A 15,803-nucleotide genomic window follows, 5' to 3' on the forward strand; every position below is an offset into this window, starting at 1 on the left:
TCCCCCAAATTTTTCTTTCTCGAACCAGTGGCCTTCCCGCCACCGCGGGACGCTCTAGCCAACTGAGCTAATCCCCCAAATTTTTCTTTCTCGAACCAGTGGCCTTCCCGCCACCGCGGGACGCTCTAGCCAACTGAGCTAATCCCCCAAATTTTTCTTTCTCGAACCAGTGGCCTTCCCGCCACCGCGGGACGCTCTGGCCAACTGAGCTAATCCCCCAAATATTGCGCCTGATCAACGGTATAGGGCCGGTTGATAAGGACTGCAAATGTATAGGTTCGAGTCTATCAGCCCAAAAAAACGTTTGGAATCTGTAGCAGTGCCTTTGGCTGGTCCCCTGACCGATATCAGCATCGCTTCTGATGCCTGTCACGAGCGCAAACAGGCACCTGCGGTAAGTTTGTGTTCATTCCTGCACAGCCGCGGGAATCCGTAAAACACACGTATTTTTGCAACCGCTTATGAACTGGAAACTCCCCGTTACGCTGTTACTGCTTGTGGCGCTTGCCTGGCAGTCGCTGAACAAATCGGTGATCGTGGGAGAATACTATGCTTCGGTCTTTGAAAAAAACTGCGAAAACAAAAGCAAACCCCTGCTCAAATGCCATGGACGCTGCCAGATGATGAAGCGGCTGCAGGCCGCAGAAAAAAAAGAACAGCAGGCACCCTCTTTCAGCCGCTTCGACCAGGTTCTTTCTTCCAGGTCCTATTTTGCTTCTGTCAACCCGCTAAGCCTGATCAAACCAGTGCATATTGCCGGTTATATCAACACCAGTACCCGCGGTTTTGCGCGCGATTTTTTCCATCCGCCCGGCCCGGGCATCTCACCGCGCCATTCATTGATATAACCCTGTAAAACCAATTTATGAAAATGCTTATCCGCACTGCGCTTTGCGCTGTTGCAGGGATATGTATGTCGATAAACGCCCGGGCCTGCGATATCTGCGGCTGCGCCATCGGCAACAATAACCCCTACCTTTTTCCCAATGCGTCCCGGCGGTTCGTTGGTGTTGCCTACTACCACCGGTTCTATCGTCTGCAACCCCCCCACGCTGCCCATGCCAGTATGCGCTCAGAAAACCTGCTGCTGAATGCGCAGGTTTCGCTCGGCGGCCGGTTCAGGCTGCAGGCCGTTCTGCCCTATATCGTTAACCGCTATACCTCTGACAGCAGGGCCGAAACCAAAAGCGGCCTGGGCGATCTCAGCCTGCTGATCGGGTATAACCTGCTGAACAAAAAAACAGGCGCCACCGGCCATCTGGCAACAATTACCGCCGGTCTGAAACTGAATACGGCCAGTTCAACACCCGGACTTGTGTCTTCAACCGACGCGCTTGAGCTGCAGACAGGTTCGGGCAGCACCGACTACCTGGTTGCCGGCACCTATCGGCTTACGCAGGCTAACTGGATACTGTTGCTGCAGGGTAATTACCGTTACAATACCCAGGATAAAAAAAGCGGGCTCCGCTTTGGTGATGCGGCTTCCGCCTCGGTTGCCTTGTACCGGAAAATTCCGTTTTCGCTGTTTACGCTTATCCCCTATGCAACGGGCAGTACCGAGCGCCGGATGGATGATGCCCGCAACCATGTGCTGACAACCGGTTCGGGAGGCCATATTTCGCTGGCCGGTGCGGGACTGGATCTGAACACCCGCAGGCTCGCCTTTGGCATCAGCTGCCAGGTGCCTGTATCGCAGTCACTGGCCGGCGGTATCATCCGCGAAGCAGCAAGATTTAATGCACATGCTTTTTTCACACTTTAATCTTACCCAATGAAATTTTTATATGTTATCACAATCATGCTGGTTGCCGCATCCTGTGCCAAACACGCGGGCGACCGAATAGAAACAGCCCCCTCTGCCCTGCTCACCATTTCACGGCCAACCGCCGGTCAGCTGCTGAAGACAGGCGACAGTATACAAATTGTTGCCCTGGCCACCGCTACGGCGGTGATACACGGGTACGAGCTGTACCTTACCAGACAAAACGATACCACCCGTATCTGTTCCCTGTCTGTACACGACCACAACGATACCCTGATTATTGACAGGCGTCTGCAGCCGCAGCCCAAAGGCGGATACGAGGCGCATATACTGTTGAAACTGGATCACGAAGGCCATACCCTGCACAAACAGGTGCGCTTTGCAACCGAATAAAGTGCTGTAACAAGCACCGGTTTCATAACGAACGACAATTTCTTTCACATGGAATTGTCGTTCACTTTTTAGGCAGGCACTTCCCATTCATCACAGGGTTAGCCGGGTAAAACTGACCAGCGTCAGGTTACCGGCTGATGCCCGTCAGTAAGCGCAGCGGTTGGATTTGATAGGTTTGTCGGTCAGCTTTTTCTTCCTCCACCTAAATCACCTATCATGAAAACAAACATGGGCGCTATCGACAAACTTCTCCGAATACTGGCCGCAACAGTTATCGTGGTGCTGTATTTTGCAGGTGTCCTTAACGGCGCCACGGCCATCGTACTGCTGGCCCTTGCCGGTATTTTTATCCTTTCATCCTTTACCGGCGTTTGTCCGCTGTATTCCCTTTTCGGCATACACACCAATAAAAAATAACCCGACGCACGCTGAAAAGGAACCATTTTTACCGGTCCATTTTGGATACAGAAGACCTAATTTAGCAGGAAAGAAGATCGGGATGGAGCATATGCAACAGTTTGAAGCGCTATTCGATCACGCAACGATTGGCATTGTGCTTTGCAACAAAGATGCCGAGATCATCAATTTCAATGCGCAGGCCGAAGCCCAGTTCGGGTATACAAAAGACGAAGTGCTGGGGAAAAAAATAGAGGTGCTGCTGCCGGTCAAATACCGGCGGTCGCATGTATCTGACCGCAATCATTTTTATGCGCACCCCGAAAACAAAGTGATGGGGCATGGCCGCGACCTGCATGGCCAGAAAAAAGACGGCACCGAATTTCCGGTGGAAGTAAGTCTCAGCCATTACCATAACAAAAACGAAGTGTATGTGATCGCTTTCGTGATCGATATTACCGTGCGCAAGAACAATGAACTGGTGGTGCTCAAACACCGGGAAGAACTGCAGCAGATCACACGACAGATCACCCAGCTTAACATAGACCTGGAACAGAAAGTGGAGAACCGCACCAAAATGCTTCGGGAGACCCTGGCCGAGCTGGAAAAATCAAAAAAAGAAGTCACCGATGCCCTTGAAAAAGAAAAGGAACTGGGCGATCTCAAAACCGGTTTTGTGACCATGGCCAGCCATGAGTTCCGCACGCCGCTGAGCACCATCATGTCTTCGGCATTTCTTCTCTCAAAATACGACAGTGCAGACGATGCACCCAAACGCGAGAAACATATCAACCGCATCAGGGAGGCGGTAAACGATATGAAAAGCATACTGGAAGATTTTCTATCGCTCGGCAAACTGGAAGAAGGATCCGTAAAACCCAGGATGCAGCTGGTGCCAAACGCCGAATACCTGCTGGAAATGCAGAATGCGGTGGATGCCATGATGCAGCTCACCAAAAAAGGACAGCGCATCCGCTTCACGCATGATGGCGCTGCAGCGGTCTTTACCGATCTGTCTCTGCTCAAGAACATCATCGTAAATCTCTGCTCCAATGCCATCAAGTTCTCGCCCGAGGGTACAGTGATACAGCTGCATTCCGCCTGCGACGGGCAGCTGTTTACGCTGAGCGTGAAAGACCAGGGCATCGGTATTTCGGAAGACGACCAGCAACATCTTTTCGAGCGGTTTTTCCGGGCAAAAAATGCCGCCAATATACAGGGTACGGGACTGGGTCTGCATATCGTGGCCAAATACCTCGAACTGATGCATGGACAGATCGAACTCAGAAGCGCACTTGACCAGGGAACCGAATTCATCATACAAATACCGCAATCCAACCATGAAAAAGATCCTGCTGATTGAAGACAACGATGATGTAAGAGAGAACACCGCCGAGATACTCGAACTTTCGAACTACCGGGTGGTAACCGCGCCCAACGGCAAACAGGGCATTGCACTGGCTTTACAGGAACTGCCCGACCTGATCATCTGCGATATCATGATGCCCGAACTGGATGGCTACGGTGTGTTGCATGCCCTGCACAAACACCCGCAAACAGCTGCCATTCCTTTTATTTTCCTCACTGCCAAATCGGAGAAGACCGATTTCAGGAAAGGCATGGGAATGGGGGCGGACGATTATATCACCAAACCCTTTGATGGCACGGAGCTGCTGAACGCGGTGGAATCGAGGCTGAAAAAAACGGCTGCCATCAAACAACTGTTCAGCCAGGATATAAAAGGCGTAACCGAGTTCCTGGACAGCGCACAGCAATCCGGTCACGTGCAACTGACCTCGGAAGAACGTGAAGTGAACAGTTACAAAAAGAAACAGGTGCTGTACACAGAGGGACAAAGACCCGTGGCCGTTTATTTTGTGGTGAGTGGAAAAGTGCTGGTGCGCAAAAGCAATGAAGACAGCAAGGAATTTGTAACCGATATCTGCATACCCGGTGATTTTTTCGGGTTCACGGCCATGCTGGAGGAGATCAACTACCGCGAGGCAGCCGAGTTCCTGGAAGATTCCGAACTGATGATCATCCCCAAAAAAGATTTCCTGGAACTGATCAACCACGACCAGCAGGTAGCCAAACAGTTTATACGGCTGCTGGCCAAAAATGTGTCTGACAAGGAAGAGCGGCTGGTGAACCTTGCGTATAATTCGCTGCGCAAAAAAGTGGCCAACGGTCTGCTGCACCTGGCGGAAAAATTCAGGGAATCAGGGCCTGTCATCGAGATCTCAAGAGAGCATCTTGCCCATATCGTAGGCTCCGCCACCGAATCGCTGATCCGTACGCTCAGCGATTTCAAAGCCGAAAAAATGATCGATATCAAAGGCAGCCGTATTATGATACTGGATGAAAAAAGGCTGGTGAACCTGATCGGATAAAGGATTTGCCGAAGGCCCGGCTTATTGAAAGGCTGGCAGGAGGTGCGTAAGCTATGGGTATTCACTTAAACTCTTTTACCCTTCCGCCTGTCAACCTTTCAATAAGTCCGCTGCCCGTTATACGGCAAAACACGGTGAGTGCATGCTGTTTTCGAAGCGGCCGGTTTTTTCAGTGACTTTTATACGGAACACGATGCCCGGTATTTCCTCGTTCAGGTTTTCCTGTATAAAAGGCCAGTGCCTGCCAAGATGGGTGGTTACACTCGATATCAGCGGCAATGTCCGCGCTACCAGTAATTTCAGCGCCGCTTCCCGCCCGGCTGGTTCGGTCAGTTCTTCGTAGTTACCCCATACGATCACACTCTCCCACTCTCCCATGCTGTGCATATGATCTGTCTGGAAACATACCCTGGGATTACGCCGCATGATCTCCGTTTTTTTGCCTTCCGAAGTATGGAAATAGAGGTCTTTTCCGTCGTATGCATAACTGATCGGCGATATATAGGGCACATTATTATCGCTGCAGGCGATACGGCCGATAAGCTGCCCGGAGAGCAGTGATTCTATCTGTTGCGGACCGAGCAAACCTGTCATAACATCTGTTTTAGGTGATTCAAATGGTATTCCCTGCGGGAAGTATTTCTGCCGAAACGGTTTCAAAATGCTCCCGGCCAAACCCCTCCCGTTCGGCGATACAAACTTCGCAGCAAACCGGCGGCGGATAACTGACGGGGATCAGCCAGGCGCATGAATTCCGTTAGGTATTGCGTTACGGCCGCCGGAACTGATTTGATTCAGGTACAGATATGACCAAGGTCAGCTACTGTTTGTCTGCCATCTGCCAATTTTGTCTACCCATCCATTTTTATAATGCGCACGATATGACTTTGAAAATAGACCGGAGTACGAAACTGAAGGACCTGCAGGCGGCTTTCACGGATATGTTCCACTACCTGCGGATCGAGTTCTTCCGGAAACCGCATAATGCCTACGAGGTCTCGCATAAGAAAGATATGCGCCTGGCCGAAGAAATTGCACTGGGATTCGACAGGCGGCATACCGTTGCCGAGATAGCGGTGGAGGGTCACTGGAAAGTGGCGGAACTCGAGGAAATGTTTGCCAGGGAGGCAGGACTGTACGTGCAGGTATTCCGCAAATCGGGTAATCTATGGATCGAGACATCGCTTACAGACGACTGGACGCTTGAACAGCAGAACCGGGAAGGCGAATCACTGAGCCTGCCGCTTCCGGTTAAACCCATCGACACAGACAGATAACGAGCCGCCATGAAAGAACCGAAAACACCCGCTGCTGTCTGCTGTTATCACTGTGGGCAGGACTGCGGTGACCATCCCCTGCATGTACACGAAAAAGATTTCTGCTGCCAGGGATGCATTGCTGTTTACGAGATACTGAACCAGAGCGGCATGTGCGATTACTATACGTTGACGCACACACCGGGAACAAGTCAGAAAATAAAAGTGAGACCCGACAAATTCCGTTTTCTCGACGAAGCCGGTATTCACGATTCACTGATCAGCTACTGCGATAATACGCAAACGCATATCACCTTTTACCTTCCCCAGATCCATTGCAGCAGCTGTCTGTGGCTGCTGGAAAACCTGCACCGGCTTAACGGGCACATACTGAGCAGCCGGGTCAATTTCTCGAGAAAAGAAGTGTCGGTGGTGTTCACACACGACCAGGTTTCGCTGCGGGGCGTTGCGGAACTGCTGACCAGTATCGGTTATGAACCCTATATCAGCCTGCAGCAACTCTCCAAACGCAAGCGTTTTTTTGACCGGTCCAAGGTTTTCAAGCTGGGTGTGGCGGGGTTTTGTTTTGCCAATATCATGCTGTTCAGTTTTCCCGAATACCTGGGTATCGATGCCAATGAACAAAACCTGGTGGGTGTTTTCAGGCACCTCAACTTTGCATTGAGCCTGCCGGTACTGCTGTTCAGCGCCTCTGAATTCTATATCAGCGCCTGGAAAAGCCTGAAACACGGCGTGCTAAATATCGATGCACCGATTGTACTGGCCACGCTGGTTACCGTTGGCCGGAGTGTTTACGAGATGGCAACAGGCACCGGCGGCGGTTATTTTGATTCGATGACGGGTATTATCTTCTTTATGCTGATAGGCCGTATTCTTCAGCAAAGAACCTATGAACAGCTGGATTTTGAGCGCGACTATACCTCTTATTTTCCCGTAGCCGTTACACGGATAGCCGATCATACCGAGCAGATCATCACCCTTCCGGATATACGATTGAACGATACACTGCTGCTGCACAGCCAGGAACTGATACCTGCAGACGGCATCCTTACCAAGGGACGCGCGGTGATCGACTACAGTTTTGTAACCGGCGAAAGTGTGCCTGTTGTAAAAGAAATGGGCGAGATCGTATATGCAGGCGGCAAACAGCTGGAGGCTAATATCGAACTGCTCGTGATCAAGGAAGTGAACCAGAGCTATCTTACCCGTTTGTGGAACAACCACCGCTCCGCGGAAAAAAACATGCAGCGGTCTTTCGTGAACCTGCTCAGCCGTTATTTTACGCTGATCCTTTTTTTCATAGCCGCCCTGGCGGTAACCTACTGGTCGGTGCATGACGCAGCAAGGATATGGAATGTGCTTACCGCCATCCTGATCGTAGCCTGCCCCTGCGCGCTGCTGCTCAGCAACACCTTCACCAACGGCAATATTCTGCGCATTCTTGGCAACAACGGTTTTTACCTCAAGAATGCACAGGTTATTGAAGACATTGCACAGACAGACCATATTGTTTTCGATAAAACGGGAACGCTTACCATCAGCCGCCAGCCCGATATCGAATACGAGGGCAAGCCCCTGATCCCTTCTGTCAGGTACCGTGTTGCCTCGCTTGCCAGCCAGTCTATTCACCCGGTAAGCCGCTCCATCGCGGCCTGGATCGGCGGTGAAGGCCGTATGGCGGTGCAGGCATACAAAGAGATCCCCGGCAAAGGCATCGAAGGTTTTGTGGGAAACGATCTTGTCAGTTTAGGCTCCGCCGGCTTTGTGCATGCGGAACCTGTCAGCGATCCCGCGAAATCCGCTGTCTTTCTCTCTATCGAAGGGCAGTTATGGGGTGTATTCCATCTCAAGAACCGGTACCGCGATCATATACCCGACCTGCTGCAAACACTGAAAGGAAAATACGGCATCACCATTCTCAGCGGCGATAATGCTGCCGAGCGGCCTTACCTGCAGAAAATGCTCGGCCAGGAAACCGAGATGCTGTTTAACCAGGGTCCCGAACAGAAAATGAATTATATCAGGGCCCTGCAGCAGCAAGGCAAAAAAGTGATGATGGTAGGCGACGGATTGAACGATGCGGGGGCACTGCAGCAGGCCGATGCCGGCATTGCGGTATCTGATAGCCATAATAATTTTACGCCCGCCAGCGACGGTATTATACAGGCCGAGCAGTTGCCGCTGATGAATCGGTTTATCCGGCTCTGCCATGCCAACCGCAAGGTGGTGCTGATAGCCTTTGTGGTATCGATACTCTACAATATCGTTGGACTGTTCTTTGCCGTTCAGGGCGCGCTTTCTCCGATGATTGCCGCGATACTGATGCCGGCAAGCAGCCTGAGCATACTGCTGATCAGCTTCGGCACAAGCAACCTGATAGCGGCAAAATGGAAACTGGTTCGCAACACCAAAAACTGATGACAATCAGTTTTTGGCTTGAGTGCTGTCAGCCCTGCACAGCAGCGGCAAAAATACTTTTGCCGTATCAATCAAACCCCTATGAGCGTCATCATAGTTCTCATTTTCGCCAGTCTCAGTATCGCGCTTTTTTTTCTCGGTGCATTTATCTGGAACATACGCAAAGGCCAGTACGATGACCATACCGGGGCATCGCTGAGGATACTGTTTGACGATAACAAGGAAAACGAGGTTTCCAATCATTGATCACACTGATACCTACACTATGCAACTTGAAAAATTCTATTATGACAACAGGGTAGTTAAGTGGTTTGCCTACGCAACGATCTTCTGGGGTGCCGTTGGCATGCTGGCCGGTTTGCTTGCCGCGATACAGATCTATCTGCCCGGCGCCAATTTCAACCATCCCGTAACCACGTTCGGCCGTGTAAGACCGGTTCATACCAATGCCGTGGTTTTTGCTTTTGTGGGCAATGGCATTTTTATGGGCGTGTATTATTCACTGCAGCGTCTCTGTAAAGCAAGGATGTTCAGCAATATGCTGAGCAAACTGCATTTCTGGGGATGGCAGACCATTATCGTAGTGGGAGCCATTACCCTGCTTGCCGGTTATACAACGGGTAAGGAATATGCAGAACTGGAATGGCCGGTGGATGTTGCCATCACCATCGTGTGGGTATTGTTCGGCATCAATATGTTCGGCACCATACTGAAGCGGCGCGAAAGCCATCTGTATGTAGCCATCTGGTTCTATATCGCCACCTGGGTTACGGTGGCCATGCTGCATATCGTCAACTCCTTCGAGATACCTGTCAGCTTTATGAAAAGCTACAGCTGGTATGCAGGCGTACAGGATGCATTGGTGCAATGGTGGTACGGTCACAACGCAGTAGCCTTCTTTCTTACCACACCGTATCTCGGCGTCATGTATTATTTTCTGCCGAAGGCGGCCAACAGACCTGTTTACAGCTACCGTCTTTCCATCATACACTTCTGGGCGCTGATCTTTATTTATATCTGGGCCGGACCACACCATCTGCTGTATACGGCGCTTCCCGACTGGGCGCAAAGCCTTGGGGTGGTGTTCAGCGTAATGCTGATTGCACCCAGCTGGGGTGGTATGCTGAATGGTTTGTTCACGTTGCGGGGTGCATGGGACAGGGTACGCGAAGATCCTGTGCTGAAATTCATGGTAGTGGCGATCACCGCCTACGGTATGGCCACTTTTGAAGGACCGATGCTGAGCCTGAAAAATGTAAACGCCATCTCGCATTTCACAGACTGGACGATCGCACATGTGCATGTGGGCGCCCTGGGCTGGAATGGCTTTATGACATTCGCCGTTCTGTACTGGGTGATCCCGAAAATATTCAACACCACACTGTATTCCAAGAAACTGGCGGGCACGCATTTCTGGATAGGCACGCTGGGCATTGTATTGTATGCCGTGCCGATGTACTGGGCAGGTTTCAGCCAGGCCATGATGTGGAAGACCTTTACACCAGATGGCACGTTGAAATTCCAGTTCCTGGAAACCGTTACCCATATCGTACCGCTGTACATTACACGCAGTCTCGGTGGCGGACTATACCTGATAGGCGTTTTCCTGATGGTATATAATTTATTCAAAACCGTGAAGAGCGGAAGCCTGGTAGCCAACGAAGCGGCCGAAGCAGCGCCCTTATCGGCCAAGCCGGAAATACACGGCAAACAATACTGGCACAGGTGGATCGAGAAAAGACCGATGCAGCTGCTGGTGTTCAGCCTGGTAGCGGTAGCCATCGGCGGTGTACTTGAACTGATCCCCACCTTCCTGATCAAAAGCAATGTGCCCACAATCGCGGCGGTAAAACCCTATACACCGCTTGAGCTGCAGGGCAGGGATATCTATGTGGCCGAGGGCTGTTATACCTGTCACTCGCAGATGGTGCGTCCTTTCCGCGATGAAGTGGCACGGTATGGTGAGTACAGCAAGGCGGGCGAGTTCGTTTACGATCACCCCTTCCAGTGGGGCAGTAAACGCACCGGACCCGATCTGGCGCGGATCGGAGGCAAATACCCCGATAGCTGGCATTACAACCATATGATGGATCCAAGACTGATGAGCCCCGGTTCGATCATGCCTTCTTACCAGTGGATGCTGGATAAAAAACTGGATACCGGCAGCACGCCCGCCAAGATAAGGGCCATGCAAACACTGGGCGTTCCCTATCCCGCCGGATATGACCAACGGGCCAATGCAGACCTGATGAAACAGGCAAATGCGATCAAAGAAAACCTGAAAAAAGACAAGATCAGCACACCGGCCGATGTACAGGTCATTGCACTGATCGCCTACCTGCAGCGGGTGGGCACCGATATCAAGGCAGATAAAAAAACGACGGCAGACGCAAAACCATAAAACCTTCAAAATAAAAGCATGAAATTCATCAATTATCTCGAAAAAATAAGCGGCGTAGACATCTTCGGACTGACTTCGTTCATAATATTCTTTGGCTTTTTTGTGGTGATGGCTTTGTGGGCCTGGAAAGCCGACAAGAAGCTCATTGAAAAGCTCAACCATATTCCGCTCGACAACTAGTATATCCCAAAACCACCCAACATGAAAAGGCGTTTGTCATCCATAATAGAAAGAGCGGTTGCGCTCACCATTTGTTTTCTTGCGTTGCCTTTTGCACTGCTTGCGGAAGGGCCGCCCAAAAAATCCACACTCGATAATCCGATGGCGGTGGTATTGCTGGTGGTGATCGTTGCATTGCTGATCGTTATTATACTGATGGCCAATGTGCTTATAGGCACCGCCCAGTTTTATGCCAAACGCGAAAAAGAATCGCGCACCGCCCTGCAGAACATTGCCGGTAAAACAACACTGGTCCTTTTGTTTTGCTTAGGCAGTATCGGCAGTTTTGCGCAGGAAGCGGCGGCAGCGGCAACAGCAGCGGCGCCTAAGAGCCGGTCTGTTTCGGGTCTTTCCGAATCCACTTTCATCATGCTGATGTCGGTCATTTTCCTGGAACTGATCGTGATCCTTGCCATCGGCTTTTTTCTGAAAAGATTGTTGTCCAGGGAAGCAACGCCCGCAGTCGCCACTGAAGAAGCATTGGTCACCGCAACACCCAAGGAACGCGGTCTGAAAAAATGGTGGGCGAGGGCCAACAGTTTCCGCTCCATCAAAGAAGAAGCGGAGATCGATCTGGGCCACGATTACGACAGTATCCGCGAGCTCGATAACCGTCTGCCGCCATGGTGGCTGTACGGGTTTTACTGCACCATCATTTTTGCTGTTGTGTACCTCTGGCGTTTCGAGATATCGCACAGCGCGCCCTCCAGTTTGCAGGAGTATACTGCATCGGTTGCCCAGGCGGAGGAAGAGAAAGAAGTTTCTCTTTCAAAAGCCGCCAGCAAAGTGGATGAGAATACAGTGCAGATGCTGGACGCCGCTGCCATTGCTTCGGGAAAAACCATTTTTGCCGGCAGCTGCGCACCCTGTCATGGCGCCGATGGCGGCGGTGTGGTGGGCCCCAATCTCACCGATGACTACTGGCTGCACGGAGGATCGTTGAAAGATGTTTTCAAAACCATCAAATACGGCGTACAGGAAAAAGGCATGAAAGCATGGAAAGACGATTTTTCGCCGGTGCAGATCGCACAGCTGGCAAGCTTTATCAAATCCATACATGGCACCAAAGTGGCAACTCCGAAAGAACCACAGGGAGAAATTTTTAAAGAAACCGCAGCGGCGGCAGCTGATTCAACACAGAAAAGCGGACAGACAAATCACTGATATGGCAACGGGAAACCAGTCGAAGGAGAGTTTTCGCGACAGTCTTGCAACACTCGACGAGAGCGGAAAGCGGAAATGGGTATACGCGGTACAGCCCAAAGGAAAACTGTACCGCATCAGGACCTATGTGAGTTATGCCTACTTTCTGCTGTTTTTCGGGTTGCCCTTTGTTGAAGTGAATGGCCGGCCCCTGTTTCTGTTCAACATACCGGAAGCAAAATTTACGCTGTTTGGTAAAGTGTTCTGGCCGCAGGATTTTTTCATTTTCGGGCTGGCGATGGTCACCTTTATCTTCTTCATCGTATTGTTCACCGCTGCGTTCGGCCGTCTGTTTTGCGGGTGGGTATGCCCGCAGACCATCTTTATGGAGATGCTGTTCCGGAGAGTTGAATTCCTGGTACTGGGCAGCGCCAACAAACAGAAGATGCTGAAACAGCAGCCATGGACAACCAAGAAAATAGTACTGGTTACCACCAAACATGTACTGTTCTTCCTGCTTGCGTTTATCATTGCCAATTTCTTTCTGGCGTATGTCATCGGTATACGCCAGCTCGAAAAGATCATCACGGAACCGCTGAGCGGGCACCTGATCGGTTTTTCATCCATCATCATCTTCAGTGCCGTATTCTATTCGGTATATGCCTTCTTCCGCGAGCAGGCCTGCACCGTGGCTTGTCCTTACGGCAGGCTGCAAAGTGTGCTGCTGGATAAGAACTCGATGGTTGTTGCCTACGACTATACCCGCGGCGAACCCCGCGGTCATTCAAAACAGGCCACCGCCGGGTTTGGCGACTGCATCGATTGTTTCCAGTGCGTTCGGGTCTGTCCCACCGGTATCGATATCCGTAACGGCGTTCAGATGGAATGCGTAGGCTGTACCGCCTGTATAGACGCCTGCGACGATGTAATGATCAAGATCAACAAACCCACAAAACTGATCAGGTATGCCTCTGAAAACGGCATTGCCAAAGGAGAAAAACTGCATTACACCACGCGGATGAAACTGTACACCGGTCTCTGTGTGCTGATGCTGGGTATATTGTCTGTATTGCTGATGACGCGGAAAGACATCGATGCCACCATCATGCGTACCCCCGGTATTCTTTTCCAGGAAAGAGGAACAGACAGTGTATCTAACCTGTATAACATAAAAGTGGTTAACAAAACCGTGAAAGATGTGCCTTTGTCCATACGGATGGAAAACACAGCTGGCGATGTAAGGATTATTGGCAAAGACTATATACCTGTTGCCAAAGAAGGCCAGGGCAGCGGCACTTTCTTCGTGGTATTACCAAAAAGCAGCATCAAAACGAGAAAGACGGCGATCGAGCTCGGGCTGTACGACCGCAATAAAAAGATCGCCACCATTAAAACCAATTTCTTAGGCCCCGTGGGCTGATCACCAAAAAACCGGAATATGAACTGGGGATACAGACTTACACTTGTGTTTATCGGATTCACCGCCATGATAGGCACGCTGGTGTACAAGGCAACACATACCAAATACGAACTGGTGAGCAAGGATTATTACTCCGAAGAACTGCGCTACCAGGAGAAGATAGACGGCAGTAACAATGCCACGGAAGCAGGCGCACTGTTACTGCAGCAACAGGACAATACCCTGACCGTATCCGTGCCTGAAAACTTACGCGCCACCGCAGACTCTGCCAACGCCTGGTTTTACTGCAAAACCGATGCATCGAAAGACAAAAAGATAAAACTGGTTTTTGCCGAGGGAAACGCGGTGGTCAATACAAGCGGATTCGCCGCGGATACTTACGAACTGCGACTGCAATTTACCATTGGCAGCAAGCCCTACTATTACACCAAATTCCTGACCATTCCCTGATATGATACCCTATCTTTTAACAGGATTGAGTCTTGGACTTGCCAGCAGTCTTCACTGTGTGGGCATGTGCGGACCGCTGGCGCTGGCGCTGCCGGTGCAGGCATTCCCTCCTGCCAAAAAGATCTATGCAATTGCGCTGTATCATACCGGCCGCATCGCCAGTTATACCGCGCTGGGACTGATCGCGGGTTTGATCGGGCAGCAGGTTTCGCTGGCGGGATACCAGCAGTGGTTTTCCATTGCAGTGGGTATCGGTTTGCTGGCCACCCTTTTCTTTTATGCGCGTAAACGGCATATCGGCAACCGTTCTTTTCTGTATCGCAAGGTGCAGGGGTTTATGGTGCAGCATATGCAGCATCCCACGCTGCGCGGTATATGGCTTACGGGTATGGGCAACGGGCTACTTCCCTGCGGTATGGTGTATATGGCCATTGCCGCGGCACTCACTTCGGACAGTATGCTTGCCGCCTCGGGCACCATGTTGTTTTTTGGCCTGGGTACCCTGCCGCTGATGACGATGGTATCCCTGACAGCCATGTACCTGCGGCCTTCGGCAAGAAACCGTATCCGCAAAATATCGCCGCTGATCACCGCTTTTCTTGGCGTGCTGCTGATCCTGAGAGGACTTAACCTCGACATCCCCTACCTCAGTCCACTCCTGAGACCGCTGACCGGCGCGCCCATTTCCTGTCATCCGTGATAATTCGCGAATTACGGATTAGCGAATTGCGGATTGGCGCATTTTGTGATGTGGTTCGTTATCGATAAAAAATACAATTTAAACCCTGTAGATACGGACAGCCGGCAGCGCAAAATCTCCGGCACCCACCGATCATCTGCCAATCCGCGAATCCATAATCCCCTAATCCAATATTTCAAACCCATCCTCGTTTCTTATACGCATCATACCCCAGCTTCAGCGATTCTTTGATCTGCTGGTAGATAAGCGGATCGTCTTTTTTGATATGGAAGCAGGCTTTGCCTTTGAGGCATTTCAATAACTCCGGTTTGAACATGGCCTTTAGCTCTGTGTTGGAATACACCGGCATAAAATAAAATCCTACATATCCTTTTTGTATGAGTATGGATGCAAACCACAGCTCATCGCGTTTCCTTCCGTCGAACACAAAGGGTTTGTGGTTAATGAGTGTGAATTGTCCGGGTTTATCACCAAGGGAACGCATCACTCCTTTTTCATACGGCAGCATCAACGCTTTGATCTTGTTCCAGATCGTTACCAGTTCCGGTGATTGTCCTTTGGATTTGTCCTCGTATTTTATAGAGAGCGCTTTCTTCTTCGCGGTCTTTTCCGGCACCGCTTTTTTTGCAGCGGCTTTCTTGACAGCCGTTTTCTTTGCAGCAGCTTTAGCCATAAGCAGGGTTTACGACTCCCAATTTACCAAACGATCCCAACACCCCCAATATCCCCAACGCCCTCCCCACAAAAAAAAAGAGGAACACCGAACCAAATTCGGCACCCCTCTTTCTCTTATTCAACCATTTAAGACCTTCTCCCCCTCTTACTCCCTCTATT

The 15,803-nt window shown here is 50.9% G+C and carries 17 protein-coding genes; 15 read left to right on the plus strand and 2 right to left on the minus strand.

Features of this window, described 5'->3' with window-relative positions:
- The first annotated feature begins 461 nt into the window (after positions 1–461).
- From GWC94_RS03340 to GWC94_RS03365, 6 genes are all read left to right on the plus strand, one after another.
- Entirely contained in the window at positions 462–848 is a 387-nt protein-coding gene (locus tag GWC94_RS03340) for a hypothetical protein (protein WP_161833609.1), read from the plus strand.
- A 17-nt stretch (positions 849–865) separates the two neighbouring features.
- On the plus strand, positions 866–1,762 hold the full coding sequence (locus tag GWC94_RS03345; RefSeq protein WP_161833610.1) for a transporter: 897 nt from the start codon (positions 866–868) through the stop codon (positions 1,760–1,762).
- A gap of 9 nt (positions 1,763–1,771) precedes the next feature.
- On the plus strand, positions 1,772–2,155 hold the full coding sequence (locus GWC94_RS03350; protein WP_161833611.1) for a hypothetical protein: 384 nt from the start codon (positions 1,772–1,774) through the stop codon (positions 2,153–2,155).
- A 216-nt stretch (positions 2,156–2,371) separates the two neighbouring features.
- Positions 2,372–2,572 (plus strand): YgaP family membrane protein, encoded by a 201-nt coding sequence (locus tag GWC94_RS03355; RefSeq protein ID WP_161833612.1) that lies wholly within the window; start codon positions 2,372–2,374, stop codon positions 2,570–2,572.
- 82 nt (positions 2,573–2,654) lie between these two features.
- Positions 2,655–3,914 carry a PAS domain-containing sensor histidine kinase gene (locus tag GWC94_RS03360; RefSeq protein ID WP_161833613.1) on the plus strand — a complete coding sequence of 420 codons (1,260 nt, stop codon included), beginning with the start codon at positions 2,655–2,657 and terminating at the stop codon, positions 3,912–3,914.
- Positions 3,892–4,941 (plus strand): response regulator, encoded by a 1,050-nt coding sequence (locus GWC94_RS03365; RefSeq protein ID WP_161833614.1) that lies wholly within the window; start codon positions 3,892–3,894, stop codon positions 4,939–4,941. The genes GWC94_RS03360 and GWC94_RS03365 overlap by 23 nt, the downstream gene beginning before the upstream one ends.
- 117 nt (positions 4,942–5,058) lie before the next feature.
- Here GWC94_RS03365 and GWC94_RS03370 read toward each other — a convergent pair whose 3' ends face one another.
- A complete protein-coding gene (locus tag GWC94_RS03370; RefSeq protein WP_161833615.1) occupies positions 5,059–5,535 on the minus strand; it encodes a pyridoxamine 5'-phosphate oxidase family protein in 477 nt (158 codons plus the stop codon).
- Between the two features lie 287 nt (positions 5,536–5,822).
- Between GWC94_RS03370 and GWC94_RS03375 the strand changes: the two genes are divergently transcribed.
- The 9 genes from GWC94_RS03375 to GWC94_RS03415 all read left to right on the plus strand — a co-directional run bounded on the left by GWC94_RS03375 (position 5,823) and on the right by GWC94_RS03415 (position 14,969).
- Positions 5,823–6,218 (plus strand): hypothetical protein, encoded by a 396-nt coding sequence (locus tag GWC94_RS03375; protein ID WP_161833616.1) that lies wholly within the window; start codon positions 5,823–5,825, stop codon positions 6,216–6,218.
- A gap of 9 nt (positions 6,219–6,227) precedes the next feature.
- Positions 6,228–8,636 carry a heavy metal translocating P-type ATPase gene (locus tag GWC94_RS03380; RefSeq protein WP_161833617.1) on the plus strand — a complete coding sequence of 803 codons (2,409 nt, stop codon included), beginning with the start codon at positions 6,228–6,230 and terminating at the stop codon, positions 8,634–8,636.
- An 81-nt stretch (positions 8,637–8,717) separates the two neighbouring features.
- Complete coding sequence (gene ccoS, locus GWC94_RS03385) at positions 8,718–8,882, plus strand: cbb3-type cytochrome oxidase assembly protein CcoS (protein ID WP_161833618.1); 165 nt, start codon at positions 8,718–8,720, stop codon at positions 8,880–8,882.
- A 19-nt stretch (positions 8,883–8,901) separates the two neighbouring features.
- Positions 8,902–11,037 (plus strand): cytochrome-c oxidase, cbb3-type subunit I, encoded by a 2,136-nt coding sequence (gene ccoN / locus GWC94_RS03390; RefSeq protein WP_161833619.1) that lies wholly within the window; start codon positions 8,902–8,904, stop codon positions 11,035–11,037.
- Positions 11,038–11,055: 18 nt separating this feature from the next.
- On the plus strand, positions 11,056–11,217 hold the full coding sequence (locus tag GWC94_RS03395) for a CcoQ/FixQ family Cbb3-type cytochrome c oxidase assembly chaperone (protein ID WP_161833620.1): 162 nt from the start codon (positions 11,056–11,058) through the stop codon (positions 11,215–11,217).
- Between the two features lie 21 nt (positions 11,218–11,238).
- The gene (locus tag GWC94_RS03400) at positions 11,239–12,420 is read left to right on the plus strand and encodes a cbb3-type cytochrome c oxidase N-terminal domain-containing protein (protein ID WP_161833621.1); all 1,182 of its coding nucleotides are present in this window, start codon (positions 11,239–11,241) and stop codon (positions 12,418–12,420) included.
- Position 12,421: 1 nt separating this feature from the next.
- Complete coding sequence (gene ccoG / locus GWC94_RS03405; RefSeq protein WP_161833622.1) at positions 12,422–13,819, plus strand: cytochrome c oxidase accessory protein CcoG; 1,398 nt, start codon at positions 12,422–12,424, stop codon at positions 13,817–13,819.
- An 18-nt stretch (positions 13,820–13,837) separates the two neighbouring features.
- On the plus strand, positions 13,838–14,269 hold the full coding sequence (locus GWC94_RS03410; protein ID WP_161833623.1) for a FixH family protein: 432 nt from the start codon (positions 13,838–13,840) through the stop codon (positions 14,267–14,269).
- Between the two features lies 1 nt (position 14,270).
- Positions 14,271–14,969, plus strand: a complete 699-nt coding sequence (locus tag GWC94_RS03415; protein WP_161833624.1) for a sulfite exporter TauE/SafE family protein — start codon at positions 14,271–14,273, stop codon at positions 14,967–14,969.
- Positions 14,970–15,144: 175 nt separating this feature from the next.
- Here the strand turns inward: GWC94_RS03415 and GWC94_RS03420 are convergent, their stop codons facing one another.
- Entirely contained in the window at positions 15,145–15,642 is a 498-nt protein-coding gene (locus GWC94_RS03420) for a DUF1801 domain-containing protein (protein WP_202628633.1), read from the minus strand.
- Between the last annotated feature and the right edge of the window lie 161 nt (positions 15,643–15,803).

Origin of the sequence: Sediminibacterium soli, assembly GCF_009939225.1 — a bacterium.
Taxonomy (GTDB): Bacteria; Bacteroidota; Bacteroidia; order Chitinophagales; family Chitinophagaceae; genus Sediminibacterium; species Sediminibacterium soli.